Annotated in this window: 15 protein-coding genes; 11 read left to right on the forward strand and 4 right to left on the reverse strand. The window is 40.9% G+C overall.

Going from position 1 to position 19050, the window contains the following annotated elements; genetic code table 11:
* Positions 1 to 28 precede the first annotated feature (28 nt).
* The 4 genes from H5203_RS04955 to H5203_RS04970 all read right to left on the reverse strand — a co-directional run bounded on the left by H5203_RS04955 (position 29) and on the right by H5203_RS04970 (position 6035).
* Positions 29 to 2869, reverse strand: coding sequence for a PD40 domain-containing protein (locus H5203_RS04955; RefSeq protein ID WP_182819457.1), 2841 nt, complete (start codon positions 2867 to 2869; stop codon positions 29 to 31).
* Positions 2870 to 3014: 145 nt separating this feature from the next.
* The gene (locus H5203_RS04960; protein ID WP_182757872.1) at positions 3015 to 4550 is read right to left on the reverse strand and encodes a PH domain-containing protein; all 1536 of its coding nucleotides are present in this window, start codon (positions 4548 to 4550) and stop codon (positions 3015 to 3017) included.
* Positions 4543 to 5115 (reverse strand): PH domain-containing protein, encoded by a 573-nt coding sequence (locus tag H5203_RS04965; protein ID WP_182757871.1) that lies wholly within the window; start codon positions 5113 to 5115, stop codon positions 4543 to 4545. Before H5203_RS04965 ends, H5203_RS04960 begins: the two co-directional genes overlap by 8 nt.
* A gap of 68 nt (positions 5116 to 5183) precedes the next feature.
* Positions 5184 to 6035 (reverse strand): D-hexose-6-phosphate mutarotase, encoded by an 852-nt coding sequence (locus H5203_RS04970; RefSeq protein WP_145240211.1) that lies wholly within the window; start codon positions 6033 to 6035, stop codon positions 5184 to 5186.
* Positions 6036 to 6370: 335 nt separating this feature from the next.
* Here H5203_RS04970 and H5203_RS04975 point away from each other — a divergent pair, with 335 nt between their 5' ends.
* The 11 genes from H5203_RS04975 to H5203_RS05025 all read left to right on the forward strand — a co-directional run bounded on the left by H5203_RS04975 (position 6371) and on the right by H5203_RS05025 (position 19000).
* Entirely contained in the window at positions 6371 to 6865 is a 495-nt protein-coding gene (locus tag H5203_RS04975) for a MarR family winged helix-turn-helix transcriptional regulator (protein WP_145240209.1), read from the forward strand.
* A 118-nt stretch (positions 6866 to 6983) separates the two neighbouring features.
* A complete protein-coding gene (locus tag H5203_RS04980) occupies positions 6984 to 8282 on the forward strand; it encodes a porin (RefSeq protein ID WP_145240207.1) in 1299 nt (432 codons plus the stop codon).
* A 298-nt stretch (positions 8283 to 8580) separates the two neighbouring features.
* Positions 8581 to 8976 (forward strand): YbaN family protein, encoded by a 396-nt coding sequence (locus tag H5203_RS04985; RefSeq protein ID WP_145240205.1) that lies wholly within the window; start codon positions 8581 to 8583, stop codon positions 8974 to 8976.
* Positions 8977 to 9052: 76 nt separating this feature from the next.
* Positions 9053 to 9685 (forward strand): PepSY-associated TM helix domain-containing protein, encoded by a 633-nt coding sequence (locus H5203_RS04990; protein WP_145240203.1) that lies wholly within the window; start codon positions 9053 to 9055, stop codon positions 9683 to 9685.
* Positions 9685 to 10188, forward strand: a complete 504-nt coding sequence (locus tag H5203_RS04995; RefSeq protein ID WP_145240201.1) for a DUF2271 domain-containing protein — start codon at positions 9685 to 9687, stop codon at positions 10186 to 10188. The genes H5203_RS04990 and H5203_RS04995 overlap by 1 nt, the downstream gene beginning before the upstream one ends.
* Positions 10189 to 10224: 36 nt before the next feature.
* A complete protein-coding gene (locus H5203_RS05000) occupies positions 10225 to 11067 on the forward strand; it encodes a DUF4198 domain-containing protein (RefSeq protein WP_182717530.1) in 843 nt (280 codons plus the stop codon).
* Between the two features lie 326 nt (positions 11068 to 11393).
* Positions 11394 to 13790: a PKD domain-containing protein gene (locus H5203_RS05005; RefSeq protein WP_182819443.1), complete on the forward strand. Its 2397-nt coding sequence runs from the start codon at positions 11394 to 11396 to the stop codon at positions 13788 to 13790.
* Positions 13791 to 14017: 227 nt separating this feature from the next.
* Positions 14018 to 14908, forward strand: coding sequence for a DUF4097 family beta strand repeat-containing protein (locus tag H5203_RS05010; protein ID WP_182819444.1), 891 nt, complete (start codon positions 14018 to 14020; stop codon positions 14906 to 14908).
* A 445-nt stretch (positions 14909 to 15353) separates the two neighbouring features.
* Positions 15354 to 16205, forward strand: coding sequence for a pirin family protein (locus H5203_RS05015; RefSeq protein ID WP_145240193.1), 852 nt, complete (start codon positions 15354 to 15356; stop codon positions 16203 to 16205).
* A 52-nt stretch (positions 16206 to 16257) separates the two neighbouring features.
* A complete protein-coding gene (locus tag H5203_RS05020) occupies positions 16258 to 18111 on the forward strand; it encodes a monovalent cation:proton antiporter-2 (CPA2) family protein (RefSeq protein WP_145240191.1) in 1854 nt (617 codons plus the stop codon).
* Positions 18104 to 19000: a LysR family transcriptional regulator gene (locus H5203_RS05025; protein ID WP_149982269.1), complete on the forward strand. Its 897-nt coding sequence runs from the start codon at positions 18104 to 18106 to the stop codon at positions 18998 to 19000. The genes H5203_RS05020 and H5203_RS05025 overlap by 8 nt, the downstream gene beginning before the upstream one ends.
* Positions 19001 to 19050: the final 50 nt, after the last annotated feature.

Here is a 19050-nt window from a genome sequence, read left to right on the forward strand (position 1 = left end):
TGAGTGAAAAGACTCAAGGCGTAAGCGTTTACAACGAATAATAAAACCCGAGCCAGCCTCTAAGCTCATCATCAAAGCTGTCGCCTTCTACTCTGACTAGGCCAAAATCAAGCTTCACATCATTGAGGCCTGCAGGGCCTAAGCCAAAACTAAAGGGGCCTTGCCATTTCACACCATAGCTTTGCCCGTATACCTGTTGGTCAATCTGATGCTGTTGATAGTACAACCATGGCATGCCTTCTGCCCAACTAATACCTCCACCATAACCTTGATAGCGTTTGCCAATAGCGCTGTAAAAGGGCAGTTCAGGTGCAAAAACAAAATCACTGCGAATATTTTTTGATAACAACGAAGAGCTAAAACCACCTAATCGCAACTCACTATCATCTCTATATTGCTGGCTATAATTAGCATACATAGGGATTGCCAGCGCTTTACCAAATAGCTGCGCAGCAACATCATAGCCCTGCCAATTTTGCGTGTCGCTATCGCCACTATACCAACGCGCATCAATCGCTTGGCCAATGGCATAATCTTGTCTGTCATAGCTCCAAGATTGCTTCAAGCCGACTCTAAGCCACTGTGAACTCTGCTCTTGCTTGATATTTGCATCATCTATCTCTGAGTAGTTATAAGCCAGTTCTGGCTGTACTTTAAACTCTCCAAAGCTCAGTGGCAGGCTGGCAGCAATATAGCCGCCTTGCACTGACTGATCAGCCAACAGGCCATGCTGATATTGCTTGCTGGCATTCAAATCATAAGAAAATAACTGGCTGTCAAACTTGATTGCAAGCGCACTGTAACGTGCTTGGGCATAAATGCCTTGCAGTGCAGTGTCATGTAAATCAACACTGTAGCCCAGCTGCCAATCTAATTGCTTGAGTAAATCGCTGCCTTTAATACTCGCTGAAAATAATGCCGCAGAGGCTGAATGATATTGTTCACCTAACGCAAAAGTGGCTTTTTGCTGCCAAATATCGTAGTGCGTTTGCTCACCAATGGGTTGTTGATATACTTGAGCTTTTGGCAAGGTGTGCTCATTCACAAGCAACAAAGGCGCAATACTGTTAGTTGCAAAATCGGTGATTTCTTCTTCGTTATTATTTACCTGTAGCTGCATAATGTCAGGGCCATCACTACTGATTGAAAAATACAGTAAATCCCCGTCAGATAATGCGAGTGGATTAGCAACCGCTTGTTGACCTTGAGTCAGCTTGAACAAACGTTGTGTAGTTAAATCATAACGATAGATATCCGTTGCCTGAGCTAATCCTGCAACAAAATAAAGCTGCTTGCCATCCGCACTCCAACTTGGTTGTGATAAGTATTGATATCCCTTAGGCATTGGTACAGCAATTGATTTTTGTCCATCAATATCTTGTATATACAATTGCCAATTATGATTAAACTCAGTTTTAAGAAAGGCGAGTTGCTGTTGATCGGGGCTAACTACAGGATAATCGTAAACCGTTGCTAGACTTTTTTCGAATAATGGTTGAGCTTGACCGGTTTGTAAATCAACTCGCACTAACTCTGAGTAACCTCCTTTAACCTGTTCTCCATAAAGTGTTTGCCCATTATCTGCAATACTAAAGCGCCGCAGGGCAGCTAAATCAGTTAGTTTGGTAACTTCACCGGTTTGCGTATCCCAGCTAAATATATCTGATATACGCTGATTATCAATATTATCTACGTTGCTGTAGGCTGAAAAATACAACACGTCGTCATTTAGCCATTGTGGGTTTTGAATACCCGCACGGTTGATTTGATTCAAGACTTGCTTTTGCTTACGTTGAAACACCTTGGGTGGTTTATCAGCAACATCTTTAGGATCATCAGCGAGTAGCTCTTGTTGCTCTTGGTTAAACTCTTCTGCAGCTTTGAGGTTATCCTCAGTACTGTAGAGTTTTAACTGAGTCTTGCCGTCTTGATCACGCTCCACCACTGCAAGTTGCTCGCTATTTGGTGATAAAGCAGGACCACTAGCATAGTGATCTAACGCCAACCAAAGCTCACTAGTAAGTGACTGTTCACTTCTTTCTTTACTCATTGCTTGATAGGTATACTCAGCAATAAAACGTCGATACAACTTACTCGCAGAGTCACCAAAGACCCCTTCGAATGCGTCATCAAATTCGCGTTGCTTAACCCCTTGCATACGCGTCCAAACAGCATCAAGGGTTTGCTCTGAATAGTTTTTCTCTAGCCAAGCTAAAAATCGGGCGCCCATTAAATACGCCATAGAGCCAGCCATAAAGCCACCATCTGTACTATTCAACTGATCATAGCGGGGCAATGCACCTTGCTGAGCAAATTCGATTAAAATCGCCTCGCTGTAGTTATCAAATAACCGACCACGCCCCGTCATTTTCGATTCAAGTAATGTTGCGTAACCCTCTGCCACCCAGCGAGGCATCTCGCTGTGTTTTATATCGTATAAATCCCAAATATTCCTGAGCTCTTGACGCCATTTACTGCGGGTAGGTTGTGCTAAATGCACTAGATGAATATATTCGTGCAGTACCAGTAATTGCTGCCAACCACTATTATTTGAGATCACTGTATCTGACTGCGGTGGTGTAGTAAAAAGCGCCATCAATGGCTTATTTGAAACCGGTAATGCAAAACCATTAGCGGCATTGAGTGGATCAAACACCACCACATCAACCGCTTCATCTAAAGCACGGTTTTGTTGCTCAAGCACTTTGCTGCGGACGATTTCTAATTCATTGGCCGCAGAGCGTGCCCAATCTGCATTTTCTTGACTGTAATGAACATTAAAGTGTTCGGTATGAATAGTTTGCCATTGCACGGCGGCCTGTGTATGTGTGGCTAATAATAACGAAGTAGCGAGTAACGTTTTTTTCATCATGTTCCCTGATCTCTTATTTTAAACCCATTATTGTCATAACTTAGTCTAAAAAGAGAGCATAAAAATGTAAGAAAACGTGAGTTACCGCTATTACGCTTTATAACCTAATAAAATACCATCCTAAGAACTTGAAAGCGGTGAATTACATCCAACTTCGTTGATCAGATTCAGCTTGGCAGAGAATAAAGTCGATAATTTCATCGGCTTGCTCTGCTTTGATATAAGGCATAGTCGCTGTGCCCGCAGCGAGTTGTATAGACAAGCTCTTCAAACCACTTTTTCGCATAAAATAAGTGCTTACTGCGCGCGTGCTTTGCACTTTATATAGTTCAAACACTCGATAATGCACACTTATCATGCCACTGCGAAACACTGCGTAATATCGCCCTTGATATTGATAAAAATAATAACCGTATCGTCGATATGATAAGTACACCAAGGAACTTAGTAATACAGCACAAAGCAGGCCATATAACGGGCTGTAACCTTGTCCTGCATAGCCCATAAATGCAATTAAAGCGCTCGGTAACAAAGCATAAAAGCATAGATTTTTGATCAGTAACGCTTTTTCGACACCTTTAAAGTTGAGTGCTTTAAAATCATCACTGGTTAAATTAAGCCAAGGATGTACCCACTGACAAACTTGTTTTACTTGCTCAAGTGAAAGCACTGGCATCACTAAGCTTTGTTTGCTCTTTGCGCCCGCGCTAAAGCCGCCGCTGGTTGCTTGCAAGCACTGCACGGTATAACGTTTAAGTAGTCGTGCAATTAGGTTTTGCTTAATCAGCAGCGATTGTACTTTATCAAGACTCACCGACAACTGATGACGCTCTAATAATCCTGCAATGCGTTTAAATTTTCCGGCCTGAAAGTAAAGCTGAAAATTATAAAAGCGGATTAATGACATTAATACCGATAATAAAACGGCAACCAACACAACAAGCACAAGTATTGAAAACACAGCGAGTGCTGCAGCATCAACCAACACGCCCACTTCTTGCTGATAGAATGATTCTAGGCGATTGATCACCGCTTTTTCTAAAAACTCCAGCACAACATTCATAAAAGGCGCAAGCGCTGCTAATGCCAAAATAGCCATATTCGACATCAAGCCAAATTTTGCAACTTCTTTATTGCTCAGCACCAAACATTGTTGTGGTTCGTTGGTATGTGTATCTTCAGGTTGCTGCTTAGCTGCAGTTTGTTGTTGGGTTTCTTTATAAGCCAATACTCGCTCGCGCATTTGCTCTGCATATAGCGATGTAACCCCGGGTAATACAGCCTCTTGGCTAGTGCTGCCAGCGGCATCAAAAATACAGTTAACCAAACCCAGAGGCTTAAAATAAAACGGTTCGGCAATATTAACATTCTGCACTCGCAAAAAGTTCAAGGTTAAACGCTCTTTTTTAAACACCCCTTTATTGAGTAATATTTCATGCTCATCAGTAATGCAAAAGCGAAAATTAATATAGTAAAAAAATGAATAAATTAACAAGCTAATAATCGCTACCGCTAATGCAACTTGCCCCCAAAACCACTTATTTTCAACTTGCGTAACAAACACAACCATAATAGGTAGTAAGTTAAATACACCGTCTTTGACAAATCGGAAAGCAAAATGCACGATAAAATAAACCAGTGACCAAGACGAAACACGCTGCCATTTCAAATTATCCATTTAACGACTCATCAGTAGCTAATACACTATCACCGGCTTGATTGCTGGTATTGTTAGATACTTGTCTTGCTTCAGTGTACTTTTGAATATACTGACGGATATTTTTACAATCATCATGACTTAAGCCACTAATGTTGAGATCGGCGCTCATTCCGCCAGCACTGTACAAACGCAAGCTAGCCAAGCCCAATTTTCGCTCCAAAGGGCCACGATGTATTTCTGTGTGCTGCACTCGTGAGAAAGGTAAAATCGTCACCTGCTGCCAAATAACGCCTTTGCGATAAGCTATATCATGCTCACGCATAGCAATTCCTTTAAGTCGCATACTGACAACATTATAAGCTAGCGATAAAACTAAAATAATTGGTAAACCAATCAGTAAGCTCGTTTGTGCCAGTGCTGCAAACTCCTGATTAAAAAAGCAAACAGCGCCTAATATTGCAGTTAATGGTAGATAAAACAGCAGCCAGTTAAGCTGAGCGTGCAGCAACGCTTTATCTGCCAGTGGCTTATATACTATTTGTTGATGTTGGGGTAAGACGTCCAGTTGGTGGTTTTCGAACACTTTTTTTCCTTAACAAGCCAACGATTTGATACGTTGGCTTTGATTTATAGCAAAGTTGCGGCCCTATATTACACCCAGCGAATGGTCGTCGCTAAGGTATGACTTTCGCCTGGCGCTACAATCGCACTATCATCCATTACATTTGCCGCTTCAAGGCACAACATTGTATGGTATTCATCATCAGCAAAATTAGATAAACGCTTAGACTTATCAATCCACGGGTTCCACAGCACACAAGAGCTGGAGTTTTCACGGCCGACTTCAATAATTCCATCCGGAGTAATAATACGCTGGATAGTTGCGGCTTGGGTATAAACCATATCTGTTTCACGAGCAAAACCAACCAGTCCATCTTGATCAAACGGGCCTTCGCTAAACTCAATATATTTGGAACCTTGCAGCCCATCCACTTGAGTTTCTTCAATAGCAGGGGTTGGAAAATAAGTGTGCAGCGCTTGCGTGAAAGTAATAGTTTGGTTACTTAAATTAGTGGTTGTTAAACGCACTTCAAGCTGATTAGTTAGTATAAATTCAACCTTTAGCTTTGATTTGTGTGGCCAGTAGGTTTCATCAACTTGTGCCATTGGCAAGGTTAAGCTAACTCGAATTTCATCGTCTTGCTCTGCAACTTCATCTGCTCGCCATAAGCTCGTACGTGCTACACCGTGAATTGGCCACTCAGGATTTGGATTGACACCAAACCATGGCCAACAAATAGGAATGCCACCACGTATACTTTTACCTTCTTGGTAATCTTCTTCGCTTGATACCCAAATTAATGGCTTTTTGCCACTTGGCGTGAATTCAGTGAGTTGTGCACCTTGTAGAAAAATTTTAGCGCTACAAAGCTCGCTTGCAACATTGATATATTCTAAACCAGTGTCAGTTTGTTCGATGCTTACAGATGGAGATAACTTCATTATACGTCCCATAAAAATGAAAAACCTATCTCACCTTACCCAATCCCCAACCAATTAGTAAATATTATTTAGTGAGTTTTTATGTCAAATTTACAATTTTTCACTCTGTCATGACTTATAGGTAAGCTCAGCACCAAAAACGTTTAATTAAATAATATGCAAATGAACTAAATTTAATTTCAACTCAAAACAAATAAAAAACAGCCACAGTTCTGTGTAAAGCCAATAATACAGTATAAATCGACCTTATCTATTTGAACTCTATTTATTAGATGTGTAATATTTATTGATTGCGCGAGCGCCTTGACCGTAAACCATCTGCGAATGAGATAAAAATGAAAAAATATGACGAATTATTGGTTTCTTTACGTAAAGTGATCCGCGCGATCGACCTCCATTCTAAGCAGTTAAATAAAATCTCCGGCCTTACCGGTCCGCAGCTATTAATTATGACTGAAGTAGCACAAACTGATGGTATTACAGCCAGTCGCATTGCCCAAAATGTAAACCTGAGTCCTGCAACTGTAACTAATATCTTGGATCGCTTAGAAAACCGCGATTTAGTGACGCGTGTTCGCAGCCAATTAGACAAACGTCGAGTGAGTCTTTACCTCACTGCAAATGGTCAAACGATTCTGCAAGCAGCACCACAACCGTTACAAGAACACTTTATTGAAAAGTTCTCAGCCTTAGACGAGTGGGAACAAAGCCAGCTACTATCATCAATGCAGCGTATTGCTACTATGATGGATGCTCAAAGTATAGATGCAGCTCCTTTATTAGAAGTTGGTGTGCTGACCCGCGCCGCTGAAGGCAAACCCACCGAATAAATAGTTTATAAAATCATATTAAACAAATGATTACCCTAGAACGCATGGTTAGTTAACTTGGGTTAAAGGTACAATTAGTCTATTCTATACAGACCTATATCAAGAATAGCGATTTATCATGCTTAAACTATCAAAGTTAGCTTTCGCGACTATGCTAGGCGCAACAAGCAGCGCCTCATATGCTTCAGACATTGATGCTATGCAAGCTCAACTTTCTCAACTCCAACAACAGATGCAGCAACTGCAACAGCAGCTTGCGGCTGAAAAAGCAAAACAAGCTAAAGTTAATCAACAGCTTGAAGAACAGACCAAGACTATCGCAAAGCAAACTCAAGATAATACCGAAACAGCCCTATCCGGAGTTAAATTTGGTGGTGCAATTCGTACTAACTACAGTCACACCTCATATGATGACGGCAATAAAAACCGTGGTGGCGATTTTGATTTTGATATTTTCCGTTTAAATGTTTCTGGCGATATTGGTGGAGTGCTGATCGGCGGAGAGATCCGCTTTTTTGATTACATGACCGCAATAAAATCAGCATGGGCAGGCTATCAATTTACTGACGACTGGCAAGTGCAAGTAGGTATCACAAAAGTGCCGTTTGGTAATGATCCTTATAACTCCCATAACTATTTCTTTAGTGCAAACTACTACGTTGGTTTAGAAGACGATCATGATTTAGGCGTGATGTTTAAACGTAAAGTAGCTGATAACTGGCAGCTCGATTTAGGTTTTTTCAAAAATGACGAACTCGGTGGTGTCGATGGTTATGTTGAAGATCGCAGCCATCGCTATTCGTACGATATTGTTGGTAGTCGCACCGTCGACGAGGGTATTTATGCCGAACCGAGCAAAGGGCTTGGTGAGTATAATACCTTTGCCGGCCGCTACGCCTATTACTTTGAACACGGCAAAGGCATGACCACAGAAGTCGGAATATCAGGCTTGGCCGGTGGCTTACATGACGGCCAAGACCGCGCAGGAAGTTACAACGCATGGGCACTGCATGTAAACAGCGTTATCAATAATTGGAATATTCAGCTACAGCATGGCGAATATGACTACAATATCGATGACACTAATCGTATCGCGGTTGGCGCATATGGGTTTTATGACTCTATTGCGACCGATGCAACCACAAGTAGCTTTAATGTCGCTTACAGCGTACCGGTTGAATGGGGTCCAGTAAGCAACCTGCAATTTTATAATGATTACAGCGCGATCTATAACAAGTCTGATGACACTGCCGATACTTGGATGAATGTTACCGGGGTATCCGTCGCGGCTGGCGGCTTGTTCACTTACTTTGATTTAGTTCATGCCCGCAATCAAGCATTTGTAGGTGGATCTGTTGCCGGTGATAGTAATGAAACCGAGCGTCGATTTAATATTAATATTGGCTATTACTTTTAATCTTTAAAGTCAGCCTGTAATTAGGGGAGTTAGTCTTAAGAGGTTACCCCCTCATAAACTCATCCTTCATAACGCTGTAAGCAATGACTGCAAGCAATTACATTCCCATCAACTCATAATAGGATATAAAAAGAACAGCGGCATCAGGTTGAATCGCAAGCTGAGGCGCTGAACGTGGCAGAGTATAACGTCATCGAGTACAATTAACTGACAATGCTGAGTAAACTAGCAGCATATTGTTTAACGTTGCTTGCCAAGCATTTAGCCGTTTTCAACTTTATCAGGCACAAGTCTATTCATGAATTTAAAAGTAATTTTAGCCACTTATAAAAGTATTGGCTATCAACTATTAGGACTAGCCTTGGTTGGGCTGGGAATTATAGGTATTGTTTTACCTGTGATGCCCACCACTATTTTTTTCATTTTGGCATTAGCGTGCTTTACTCGCTCGTCCCCAAAACTCGCTGCTTGGTTACTCAATCATCCTCGTTATGGCGTAACCTTACGCCATTGGCAAAAGTACAAAGTAGTACCCGTAAAGGCGAAGTGGTTTGCGGGTATTGGTATGTCACTTGGCTTTATTGTATTGCTGCTTTGTGCACCGCCGTGGTGGGTTTTACTGCTGGTAGCCTGCATCGAAATAGCGGTTATGATTTATTTACTCTCTCGCCCTTCAAAATACCTACCAATGTAAATTTCGTAAATAATGTTGTGATAACTAATGCAAATCATTACCATGTAGATAACATTGCTTAACTACTAAATTATTTATGCCGTTAATAAATAAACGAACTTTATATAGTACCAGTCGTGCGTTGCATATTTATCTATCAACAGCACTGCTGTTTTTGCTTATTTTATTTTCTGTCAGTGGGATTGTACTTAATCATGTTGATTGGCTAGAAGGCGATAAAAGTGATGGGCAACTAACCACATCACTCCCAAGTGCATTACTTGAGCAGGGCCAAGAAAACCTAGCAACCTTACCCATTTTATACCCTGAAATAGAAGCTTACTTAGCCAACCAATATGGCTTAACTAAAGTAAAAAGTATCGACTGGGAAAAAGAAGATGCACTCGTGATGCTCGACTACCCACTGCCTGCAGGTTTTGCCTTCGCAGAACTTAATTTCATCAGTGGCGAACTGAATCTCGAATATCAAACTGGCGGCTTTTTAAGCTTAATTGGCGATTTACATAAAGGCCGTCATAGCGGCGAAGCATGGAGCTGGGTGATTGATATATCAGCCGTGTTAATGATTTTTTTTGCTATCACCGGGATGATTATTTTATTTCAAAATAGAAAAAAACGCTTAGTAGGAATATGGCTAACAGTGCTTGGGGTCGCAACACCAGCAGTCATTTATTTATGCTGGGTTCCGCAACTAAAAGGAGTGTCTTAATGCTAAAACTTAATACCTTAATAAGCGCTGTTGTTTTATTTACAGCAGCTTTGTTTCAACCTCATGCGAATGCCGCTGAACTTGAAATAGAACTAACCCTACCTGATCTAGACGTACAACCTTACCATCGACCTTATGTCGCGGTTTGGCTAGAAACCCCAGAGCGTAAGCATGTAACCACGGTTGCCTTATGGGTTGAAAAAGCAGAATGGTTTAAAGACTTACGCCAGTGGTGGCGTAAAGCCGGAAAAAGTGACGCTAACTTTGATGGTGTAACAGGTGCAACAAAGCGCCCAGGTACTTACACCATTAACTGGAATGGCACAGATCTAGATGGCAAAGCCGTAGCTGCAGGCAAGTATTTACTTAATTTAGAAGTCGTTCGCGAAGAAGGTGGCCGTGATTACACCCGTGTAGAACTTGATCTAAATAAAGACGGCAAGATCACCATCGATGGCACCAATGAATTTTCACAAAGCTTCGTCACCATTAAAAGTCAGTAAATGTAGCTGCTAAAACAATTTAAATAAGGAAAGACTATGAAAATCAATTTACTTAAAAGCGCATTTATCGGCGCACTTACTTTCACTGCCCTAGCATCTAGCTATGCCAATGCACATGCTCGCTGGTTAGTGCCTTCGCACACATCTCTTTCAGGCGACAAAGCACATTATGTGATGATCGATGCCAGTATTTCGAATGAAATTTTCGCACCAGATAAAGCATATCGTCCAGCACAAAAAGGCGCGGAATATGATGATAATCTGATTATGGCAATCGGCCCTGATGGCAAACCAGTTAGCGATAAAATTCGTGCATATTATCTGCAACGTAAAAATTCAGCGGCGGTAAAACTAGCTGGGGAAGGTACTTATCATATAACGATGAGCCAAGAACCACGACTAATGACTTTTTATAAAGATGCCAAAGGCGAACGTGGCCGTGTATTTGGCCCTAAAGACAGTAAAGATATCCCAGCTGATGCAACCGATATTAAAACCACAAAATCGATTGCAACGGTAGATACATTTGTAAGCCGCAACGGCACCTCAAAACCTGCGCTACTTGGTCAAGGCTTAGAGATCAGCGGCCCGACTCATCCTAATGATTTATTTGTTGGTGAAGAGGCGCGTTTTCAGTTATTAAAAGACGGTAAACCTGCTGCCAACATAGAACTTGCCATCTTAAAAGGTGATACACGTTATCGTAACGAACGTGGCGAAGTTAAAGTAACCACAGATAAAAACGGCTTTTTCACTAACACATGGCAACACCCTGGACTATACCTGATTGAAGCAAGTGTGAGCGAAGGTTCAACTGAAAAAGGTATCGATAGCGTACGTTATTCATTATTTACTACCTTAGATGTAGCACCTGAATAAAATCCCTCATTAAAAATAAAGGCCAAGTAACTTAGCTTGGCCTACAACTCTAAATAAACACATAAACAACTTAGCGCCAAAATTTTTCTAAAATTTGAATTTAATTCTTTTATTTTCCCTCTTTTGGGTTCATATTATAAACAATTAAATTAACATAACTATAAAATATTTAACGGAAATAAATATTATGAAAAATGGACTTTATACCAACCTAATTCAAACCAGAAATAATCCTCATTTAAATTTAATAGCAAGCACTACAGGCTTAGCTTTACAGTACCACTAAACACAACAAAACCAACAAAACCAACAACAAGGAAAGTAATATGAAATGGAGTTTTTTAATCCAGCTAGCTTTGATCCTAACTCTCACAGCCTGTGGCTCAGGAGGTGGTGACTCAGAAAAAAAACCAACCAATAAAGTCACTAACAATAAACCCATTGCCATGATCAGTGCACCAACCGGTGAAATGCGGGTAAATACCGCGCTAACATTTAGCGGTACAAAAAGCAGCGATCCCGACGGCGATTCATTAGTTTATAAATGGCGCTTAACCACTGCAGACGGACAAAATGAGCTCGCTCTTGCTGTTGATAATGAAAATAAAGTTGAAGTATCACTTGCTGAAGCAAAGAGTTATAAACTAATTTTAGTTGTGAGCGATGGCAAACTTTCGAGCGCCCCAGTTGAAAAATTAATTGAAATTAAAGCCGAGCCAACGCAATTAATTGCTCATGCAGGACTTACTCAAACAGTAAAACAAGGTGATGTGGTTGCATTAAATGGTGCGCTAAGTAGTACATCTAACGGTGTAATAAATAAATACTTATGGCAGTTTACGGCAAAGCCTCTTGCCAGCAATGCAATCATAGAAAATAATAATAGCGTTACCAGCAAATTCATTGCAGATAAAACAGGTGCTTACGCAATAAAGCTAACCATTACTAATTCACTGGGCGAAACAGCAAGCAACGAGGTAATGATAAAAAGTGAGTCTTTATACGAAAATTCAGCTCCTCAAGCGGTTATTAAAGTACAAAATAAAACCGTCGCTCCTCGCAGCATAGTCACATTAGATGGCAAGCAAAGCAGTGACCCTGATCAAGGTGATACACTAAGTTATCTGTGGACTATTACCGCACAACCTGCCGATAGCAACCCGACACTCACTGATAACTTAAGCCATACCGCAGGCTTCTCTTCTTTAGACCTCGGTGAGTACACGCTCTCACTAACAGTTAAAGATCAATACGGTGAAACTGATACCGCCACAGTTACTTTAACTGTAGAGATAGCAAATCAAGCTCCTATTGCACAACTTGTAGCTGAGAGAAACATTAACTTAGCTGAAACTATTACTCTGCAATGCGAACAATGCAACGATCCTGAAGGGCAACCCTTGAGCTACCTTTGGCAGATAAAAAGCAGACCTGAGAATAGTATAGCGCAGCTAACCCAAGGTACGACAGCAACCCCTTCTATCAGTGCTGATATTGAAGGTGATTATGTGATCACATTAATCGTATCAGACGGACAGCTTAATTCTGAGCAAGCAACAAGCGTTCTTCACGCTCAAGCCAATGCAAAACCAACAGCGATTATTGCTGATGTAGCACCTATTTTAGTCGATGAAGAAATTCAACTTGATGGCTCACAAAGCACAGATCCTGAAGGCAAAGAGCTTACCTACCAGTGGGAAATTTTATCGCCATTAGGACGTGCTACGCTTTCTAACACAGACGTTGCTAAACCTTACTTTAAAGCATCAGGTGCAGGAAGTTTTGTTATTTCGTTACGTACCAATGATGGTAATAAGGACTCCGATACGCAAACAATTACTATCATAGTTAGAGACAATGCAAAGCCAGTCATTATTTCTAAAGGCGAACAATTACGTCAGGCTTTTGTTGGTAATATAGTAACATTTGATGTTAGCCAAAGTTACGACCCAGAAGAGACCAATCTTAATTATACTTGGGGGCTTACCAAGCCTAATGAGTCAAATGCAGCACTGGTAAACATAAAAGATGGCGTCGCTGAATTTACCCCTGATATTATAGGTAGCTATAATGTCACTGTTACTGTTACTGATGCTGAGGGCAATGCAGCTGTAATGGAGTTTGCGATCTCTGCTACCGATCCCGCTTTACTAACAGGCATAGTTAAAGGACAAATTACCAACGTAGCTAAAGTTGGTATCAATAACGCTATACTGATGATAAATGGTAAGCAGCATACTACAAATAGTAGCGGCTTCTTTGAGGCAATAGTTAGTGTTGAACAAGGCGCAACTGTTAGTATTTCTACAGCAGATGAAAGACTGGCAACTAGCGAGTATAGTTCAGCAGCGATAACACAAAATGATTTCATCATTAATATTAATCAAACAAGCCTACCGGTTTTTCAAGATGTAGAAGTCTCTGTATTCGTCTGTCCTGATTTTACTGGACCCGACACCGTAAATCTGCGCTTTAAAATGATCGATACTATTTTAACGTCGAATAGTTTTCAGGCTCAGTATGATGAAACCAAGCCTTTGATATTACAAAAAAGTAATAACACATATCTAGATAGCACACTAAATATTGCACTCCCTGTAACTGCAACATATGAAATAACCGTGGTTGAAGACAATGTGCGCAATACATCTTATTCAAGTACTGCTATTTACTACTCTCAGTCGCTCCCAAACTTAGCGATAATCACCATTTGTAATAATTAGAAAAAACTAAGCCACTTCACGCGTGTTGAAGTGGCTTAGCGTACCTTCCAGATCCAATCTAAAGAATATTAAGAACAACCCTAAATTTAGTATTTTTGACCACTTATTCGCTATACTTATCTGATAATAAAAATAAAAACCAATAAAAACAAATCATTAAATTTTGGCTTTGTTTTTGCTATAAATTAGCAAATCGTAAAATATAATTAACAATGAGAAAATAAATAATGATCAACAAACCTCTTTCTTTGCTAGCCAAAGCCCTTCCTATTGCCACTAGCCTATTGTTTCTCAGTGGCTGTATTGTGCATGTTTCAACCTCGTCAGCCAATATACAACAACAGCAGCAACGCTCAATATCAGCGTCACAATTACAGCAACTAAGTATTAATGCTGAGGCGGGTTCACTTAAAGTGATCGGCTCAACCACAGCAACTAACATCAGCGTAGATGCCACTATTTATACAGCAAAAAGTGATGACCCTTACATACTTACTCTGGAACAAAAAGGCGATAAAGCCGTACTTATAGCAAAAAATTATAGTTCATCAGGAATAGTGGTATATCAAGGTAATTCACCCAGTATTGATTTAGTTATTACTGTGCCAAGCTCATTTAACCTTGAGATTGACGATGACTCTGGCGATATAGATATTGCTGGTGTACTAGGTAAAATCATTATAGATGACGACTCAGGGAGCATTCGTATTGATCAAGGTCATCACGTCACAATTGATGATGATTCAGGGGATATCGATCTGCAAAATATTACTGGTAATGTAGAGATCAGTGATGACTCTGGCAGTATTACTGCACGTAACGTTGCTGGCAATATGACTATTGAAGATGATTCGGGTGATATAACCCTTACTAATATCACTGGCAGCGTAGATATTGACGATAACTCTGGCAGCATCAATGCCAAAACTCTAGGCAGTTACATCACCATTGAAGATGAATCGGGTGATATTTATGTTGAACATGTAAATGGCCTAGTCACCATTGAGGATGGCTCAGGCAGTATTCGTGTTAACGACAGTAAAGGTCTCACCATCATTGACGCTGGCTCTGGTGATTTGAGCATCGATAATATCAACGGCCCAGTAAAACTTAACTAACTCTTGATGTAAAACGGCCAAGTAATTGGCCGTTTTTTACTGTCTAATTTTGTGTTGTCGGTCGTGTGCTCACAACAACTGCTATATTTTGCTAATCGCAAATACCCTCAGCGTCTTATCGCAATGCTTGATGAGCGTAAATGTGTCATCGTTAGTTTCCCTACCTGCGGTATTTTGCATTAAAAACATCAACAAGTAATAGTAAGCACTGTTTACTACGCATAAAGCTCCTTTTAGTGCCATACAACACACCATTAAAATTCTTTAAAAAGAATGTTAACACCTATTTTTACTAATTTTCGTTCTTTTAACCTGAATATATTATTAATCAAGCATCAATAGTGACACTCGAAATTAAGTGATCATCTATTGTTAGGGCTATAACTTATGTATTCAATTAATCGAATCAACGTGACTCTGCTTGGTCACCTTTAAGGAGCAAAACATGGCTAAAATACTCAACCCAACTGAACATGATATTGGTGGCTTAAACGTAAAGCGCGTACTGCCTAATTTTGATAAAAAAATGGTGGGACCATTTATCTTTTTTGATCACATGGGACCAAACGATTTTCCTGTTGGCCAAGGGATCAATGTTCGCCCTCACCCGCACATAGGCTTATCAACACTCACTTATTTATTTCGCGGCAGCATTTTACATCGCGACTCGCTAGGTAATAATTTAGAAATCCACCCAGGCGATGTGAACTGGATGACGGCAGGTAAAGGCATTGTTCACTCAGAACGAGAAAGCTTTGAAGTGCGCGCTAACCCGCATCATATTGACGGCTTACAATGCTGGATTGCGCTACCAGAAAATATGACTGAGATTGAGCCTTCATTCACCCATATAAAAAAACAGCAACTACCACACATAATTCATGAAGGTATCATGATGCGCTTAATTGTTGGTGAAGCTTACGGATTAAGCTCCCCAGTTAAAACCTACTCCCCCATGTTTTATATTGATGTGGTTGGCAGCGCCAATAGTCAAATTAAGTCGCCTAACCCACAGCAAGAAACCGCGTTATATGTTATTTATGGAAGCGTTACCGTGGGTCAACAGGATTATCAAGCAGGTGATTTTATCCTACTTGATAACCTCGATACTGATATTCACTTTGCCAGTGATGCACGCTTTATTTTGCTCGGTGGCGATAAATTTGAAAAAGTCCCATACTTGCATTGGAACTTTGTTGCTTATAGCAAAGAACGCTTAGAGCAGGCAAAACAAGACTGGCAAACTCAACGTTTCCCAAAAATCCCTGGTGACGATAAAGAATTTATTCCGCTATAGTAAACAGTATTTTAAGGCATAATAAGTTAGCCAGTATTAGCAAAGGACAACTATGTTAGAGATCGCATTAATTTATTTAGCCGCAGCCATTGTTGCGGTGCCTATCGCAAAACGCCTTGGGTTAGGCTCCGTGCTCGGCTATTTGCTGGCAGGTATTTTAATTGGCCCGTATTTGCTGGGGTTAGTGGGCGATCAAACGTCTGTTATGCACTTTGCTGAATTTGGTGTAGTAATGATGCTGTTTTTAGTCGGCCTTGAACTACAACCTGCTAGGCTTTGGAAGTTACGCCACTCTATTTTAGGGCTTGGGGGGTTGCAAGTAACCCTAACAGCGGCGGTAATTTTTGCAATTTGTTATTGGTTTATGGCCATGCATTGGCAAACAGCACTAGCAATTGGTTTAATGCTCGCGCTTTCTTCAACAGCAATTGTGCTACAAAGTCTGGAAGAAAAAGGTTGGCTGAAAAATGAAGCCGGCCAAAATGCGTTTTCGGTACTGCTATTTCAAGATATTGCCGTTATTCCTATTTTAGCATTACTACCATTATTGGCGTTTGAGCCAATGTTAAATGCCACCAGCACGCATAATTCGCTAACTGCCGATTGGCCAGTTTGGGGGCAAGTAACCGCCTCAGTAACAGTGATCGCGGCAATTATTTTAGCTGGTAAGTATATTTCTGCGCCACTATTTAGGTACATTGCTGAAACCAGAATGCGGGAAATATTCACTGTATTTGCGTTATTTTTAGTGGTAGCGATTGCGCTGATTATGCAAAATGTTGGCTTATCTCCAGCGTTAGGGACTTTTTTAGCGGGTGTGGTACTGGCAGAAAGTGAATTTCGTCATGAGTTAGAGGCCGATATAGAACCCTTTAAAGGACTGTTATTAGGATTGTTTTTTGTCGCTGTCGGTGCCTCTATCGACTTTGCATTGTTATTTAATCAATTTACTTTAGTGGTTACATTGGTTGCAGCTTTAATTGTTGTAAAGGCCGCTGTTTTGTATGCCTTAGCACGAACTTTTAAAATTCATCATACCCAGCAACTGTTATTCACTTTAGCCCTAGCACAAGGTGGTGAGTTTGCTTTTGTACTCCTGACGATGACTAATACATTGCAAATTTTAACCCCAGAACAAAGCAACTTAACCACCTTAGTCGTGGCCATCTCAATGTTAATAGCCCCTTTACTATTAATGCTTTACGACACATTACAAAAACGTAGCAACACAACAACAAAACCTGAGTTTGATAAACCAGAGCAGATAAGCCCAGCCAAACACGTAATCATTGCTGGGTACGGCCGTTTTGGACAAATTATGGGGCGCTTACTGAGCACCCAAGGGTATGATATTAGTGTCCTTGATCACAGTCCTAGCCAAATTGATCTGCTGCGTCGCTTTGGTAATACGGTGCATTATGGTGATGCAGCACGTAAAGAACTACTCGAAGCCGCTGGAGCTGATACCGCACAATTACTGGTTATTGCTATTGATAATGCCGACAAAACTCTCGAAATAGTTAAACTTGTCCGCAAACACTTTCCGCACTTAAAGATTGTGGCGCGCGCTAAAGATCGTCGCCATGCTTACCAATTACTTAATTTGCACGTTGATGCGTTTAACCGAGAAACCGTTGACTCTGCCATCAACCTTGCCGTTGAAACCCTAGAACTATTAGGAAATTCAAAGGAAGACTCGCAGCGCGCAGGACACTTATTTAGAGAGCACGATCGTGCCTCAGTACTGCAACTAGCAAAACTGTGGGGCGATGATCACAGTTATGGTGTAGCGGTACGCCAACGTACTGAAGATCTAAAACAAGTACTCAATCAAGATAAACGTGCCAGAGAATCACTCAATACCTGTGACCAAGGTGACTGCGAGGACAACCATAAAGATGCTTAAAATAACTTTAGAGCAATGGCGTATGTTTAGGGCTGTGGTTGAACATGGCGGTTTTAATCAAGCTTCACTAAAAATTTATAAAAGCCAATCAAGTATTCACAATGCTGTTGGTAAAATTGAGACCGCTTTAGGTGTTAAGTTATTTACTATTGAAGGACGTAAAACCGTGATCACCGAAGCTGGTGAGATGATGATGCGCCGCGCTAATTACCTACTCGATGAAGCCGCCAAAATAGAAGCAATTGGGCAGACTCTCAGTGAGGGGATTGAAAGCAAATTACGTATTGCTGTTGATGAAGTTTTTCCGCAAGCACTGCTTTATAAAGTACTCAACAATACCTCGGCAATGTATCCATTATTACGTATTGAATTATACGAATCAGTACTGACTGGCGCGAATGAATTACTAGAGAACACCAGTGCCGATATTGCAATATCGGGATTCACTGGCAAAGCCGGGTTTAGTGAAGAGTTGTGCAATATCGAGTTTACTGCTGTTGCGCACCCAGATCATGCGTTACATAGCATCACTCGGCCTATCACCCTTGAAGATTTAAAATCGCACCGACAAATTGTGGTACGCGATTCTGCCTTACACAATAAACAAGACGGTGGCTGGTTAGGTGCCGACCAGCGCTGGACAGTAAGCCATATGCGGACTTCCATTGATATGATCAGCAACGGCTTAGGCTTTGCTTGGCTGCCTAGCACAGCGATTACCAATCAGTTAGCACAAAATCGGCTCAAGCCCCTTAATCTTAGTCACAATAGTAAGCGCAGTGCCATGCTACATTTACTGTTTAAAGACGGTGATCGCCTTGGCCCGGCAGCGCGCACATTTATTGGCGAGTTACGATATCAAGTAATGCAGGCTGATCTTGATTGCTAATCAAGGGCTTTCATTCTATTAATTAGAACAAATAGTCCTTTTAAAAGCGA

Origin of the sequence: Pseudoalteromonas sp. SG41-1 (assembly GCF_014164575.1) — a bacterium.
GTDB lineage: Bacteria > Pseudomonadota > Gammaproteobacteria > Enterobacterales > Alteromonadaceae > Pseudoalteromonas > Pseudoalteromonas rhizosphaerae.

Excerpts from the sequence above, each read along its gene's own strand:
- H5203_RS04995 (WP_145240201.1), top strand. The coding sequence starts at position 9,685 with ATGCTAAAACTTAATACCTTAATAAGCGCTGTTGTTTTATTTACAGCA.
- H5203_RS04970 (WP_145240211.1), bottom strand. The coding sequence starts at position 6,035 with ATGAAGTTATCTCCATCTGTAAGCATCGAACAAACTGACACTGGTTTA.
- H5203_RS05025 (WP_149982269.1), top strand. The coding sequence starts at position 18,104 with ATGCTTAAAATAACTTTAGAGCAATGGCGTATGTTTAGGGCTGTGGTT.
- H5203_RS05010 (WP_182819444.1), top strand. The coding sequence starts at position 14,018 with ATGATCAACAAACCTCTTTCTTTGCTAGCCAAAGCCCTTCCTATTGCC.
- H5203_RS05020 (WP_145240191.1), top strand. The coding sequence starts at position 16,258 with ATGTTAGAGATCGCATTAATTTATTTAGCCGCAGCCATTGTTGCGGTG.
- H5203_RS05000 (WP_182717530.1), top strand. The coding sequence starts at position 10,225 with ATGAAAATCAATTTACTTAAAAGCGCATTTATCGGCGCACTTACTTTC.
- H5203_RS05005 (WP_182819443.1), top strand. The coding sequence starts at position 11,394 with ATGAAATGGAGTTTTTTAATCCAGCTAGCTTTGATCCTAACTCTCACA.
- H5203_RS04975 (WP_145240209.1), top strand. The coding sequence starts at position 6,371 with ATGAAAAAATATGACGAATTATTGGTTTCTTTACGTAAAGTGATCCGC.
- H5203_RS04960 (WP_182757872.1), bottom strand. The coding sequence starts at position 4,550 with ATGGATAATTTGAAATGGCAGCGTGTTTCGTCTTGGTCACTGGTTTAT.
- H5203_RS04990 (WP_145240203.1), top strand. The coding sequence starts at position 9,053 with ATGCCGTTAATAAATAAACGAACTTTATATAGTACCAGTCGTGCGTTG.
- H5203_RS04980 (WP_145240207.1), top strand. The coding sequence starts at position 6,984 with ATGCTTAAACTATCAAAGTTAGCTTTCGCGACTATGCTAGGCGCAACA.
- H5203_RS04985 (WP_145240205.1), top strand. The coding sequence starts at position 8,581 with ATGAATTTAAAAGTAATTTTAGCCACTTATAAAAGTATTGGCTATCAA.
- H5203_RS04955 (WP_182819457.1), bottom strand. The coding sequence starts at position 2,869 with ATGAAAAAAACGTTACTCGCTACTTCGTTATTATTAGCCACACATACA.
- H5203_RS05015 (WP_145240193.1), top strand. The coding sequence starts at position 15,354 with ATGGCTAAAATACTCAACCCAACTGAACATGATATTGGTGGCTTAAAC.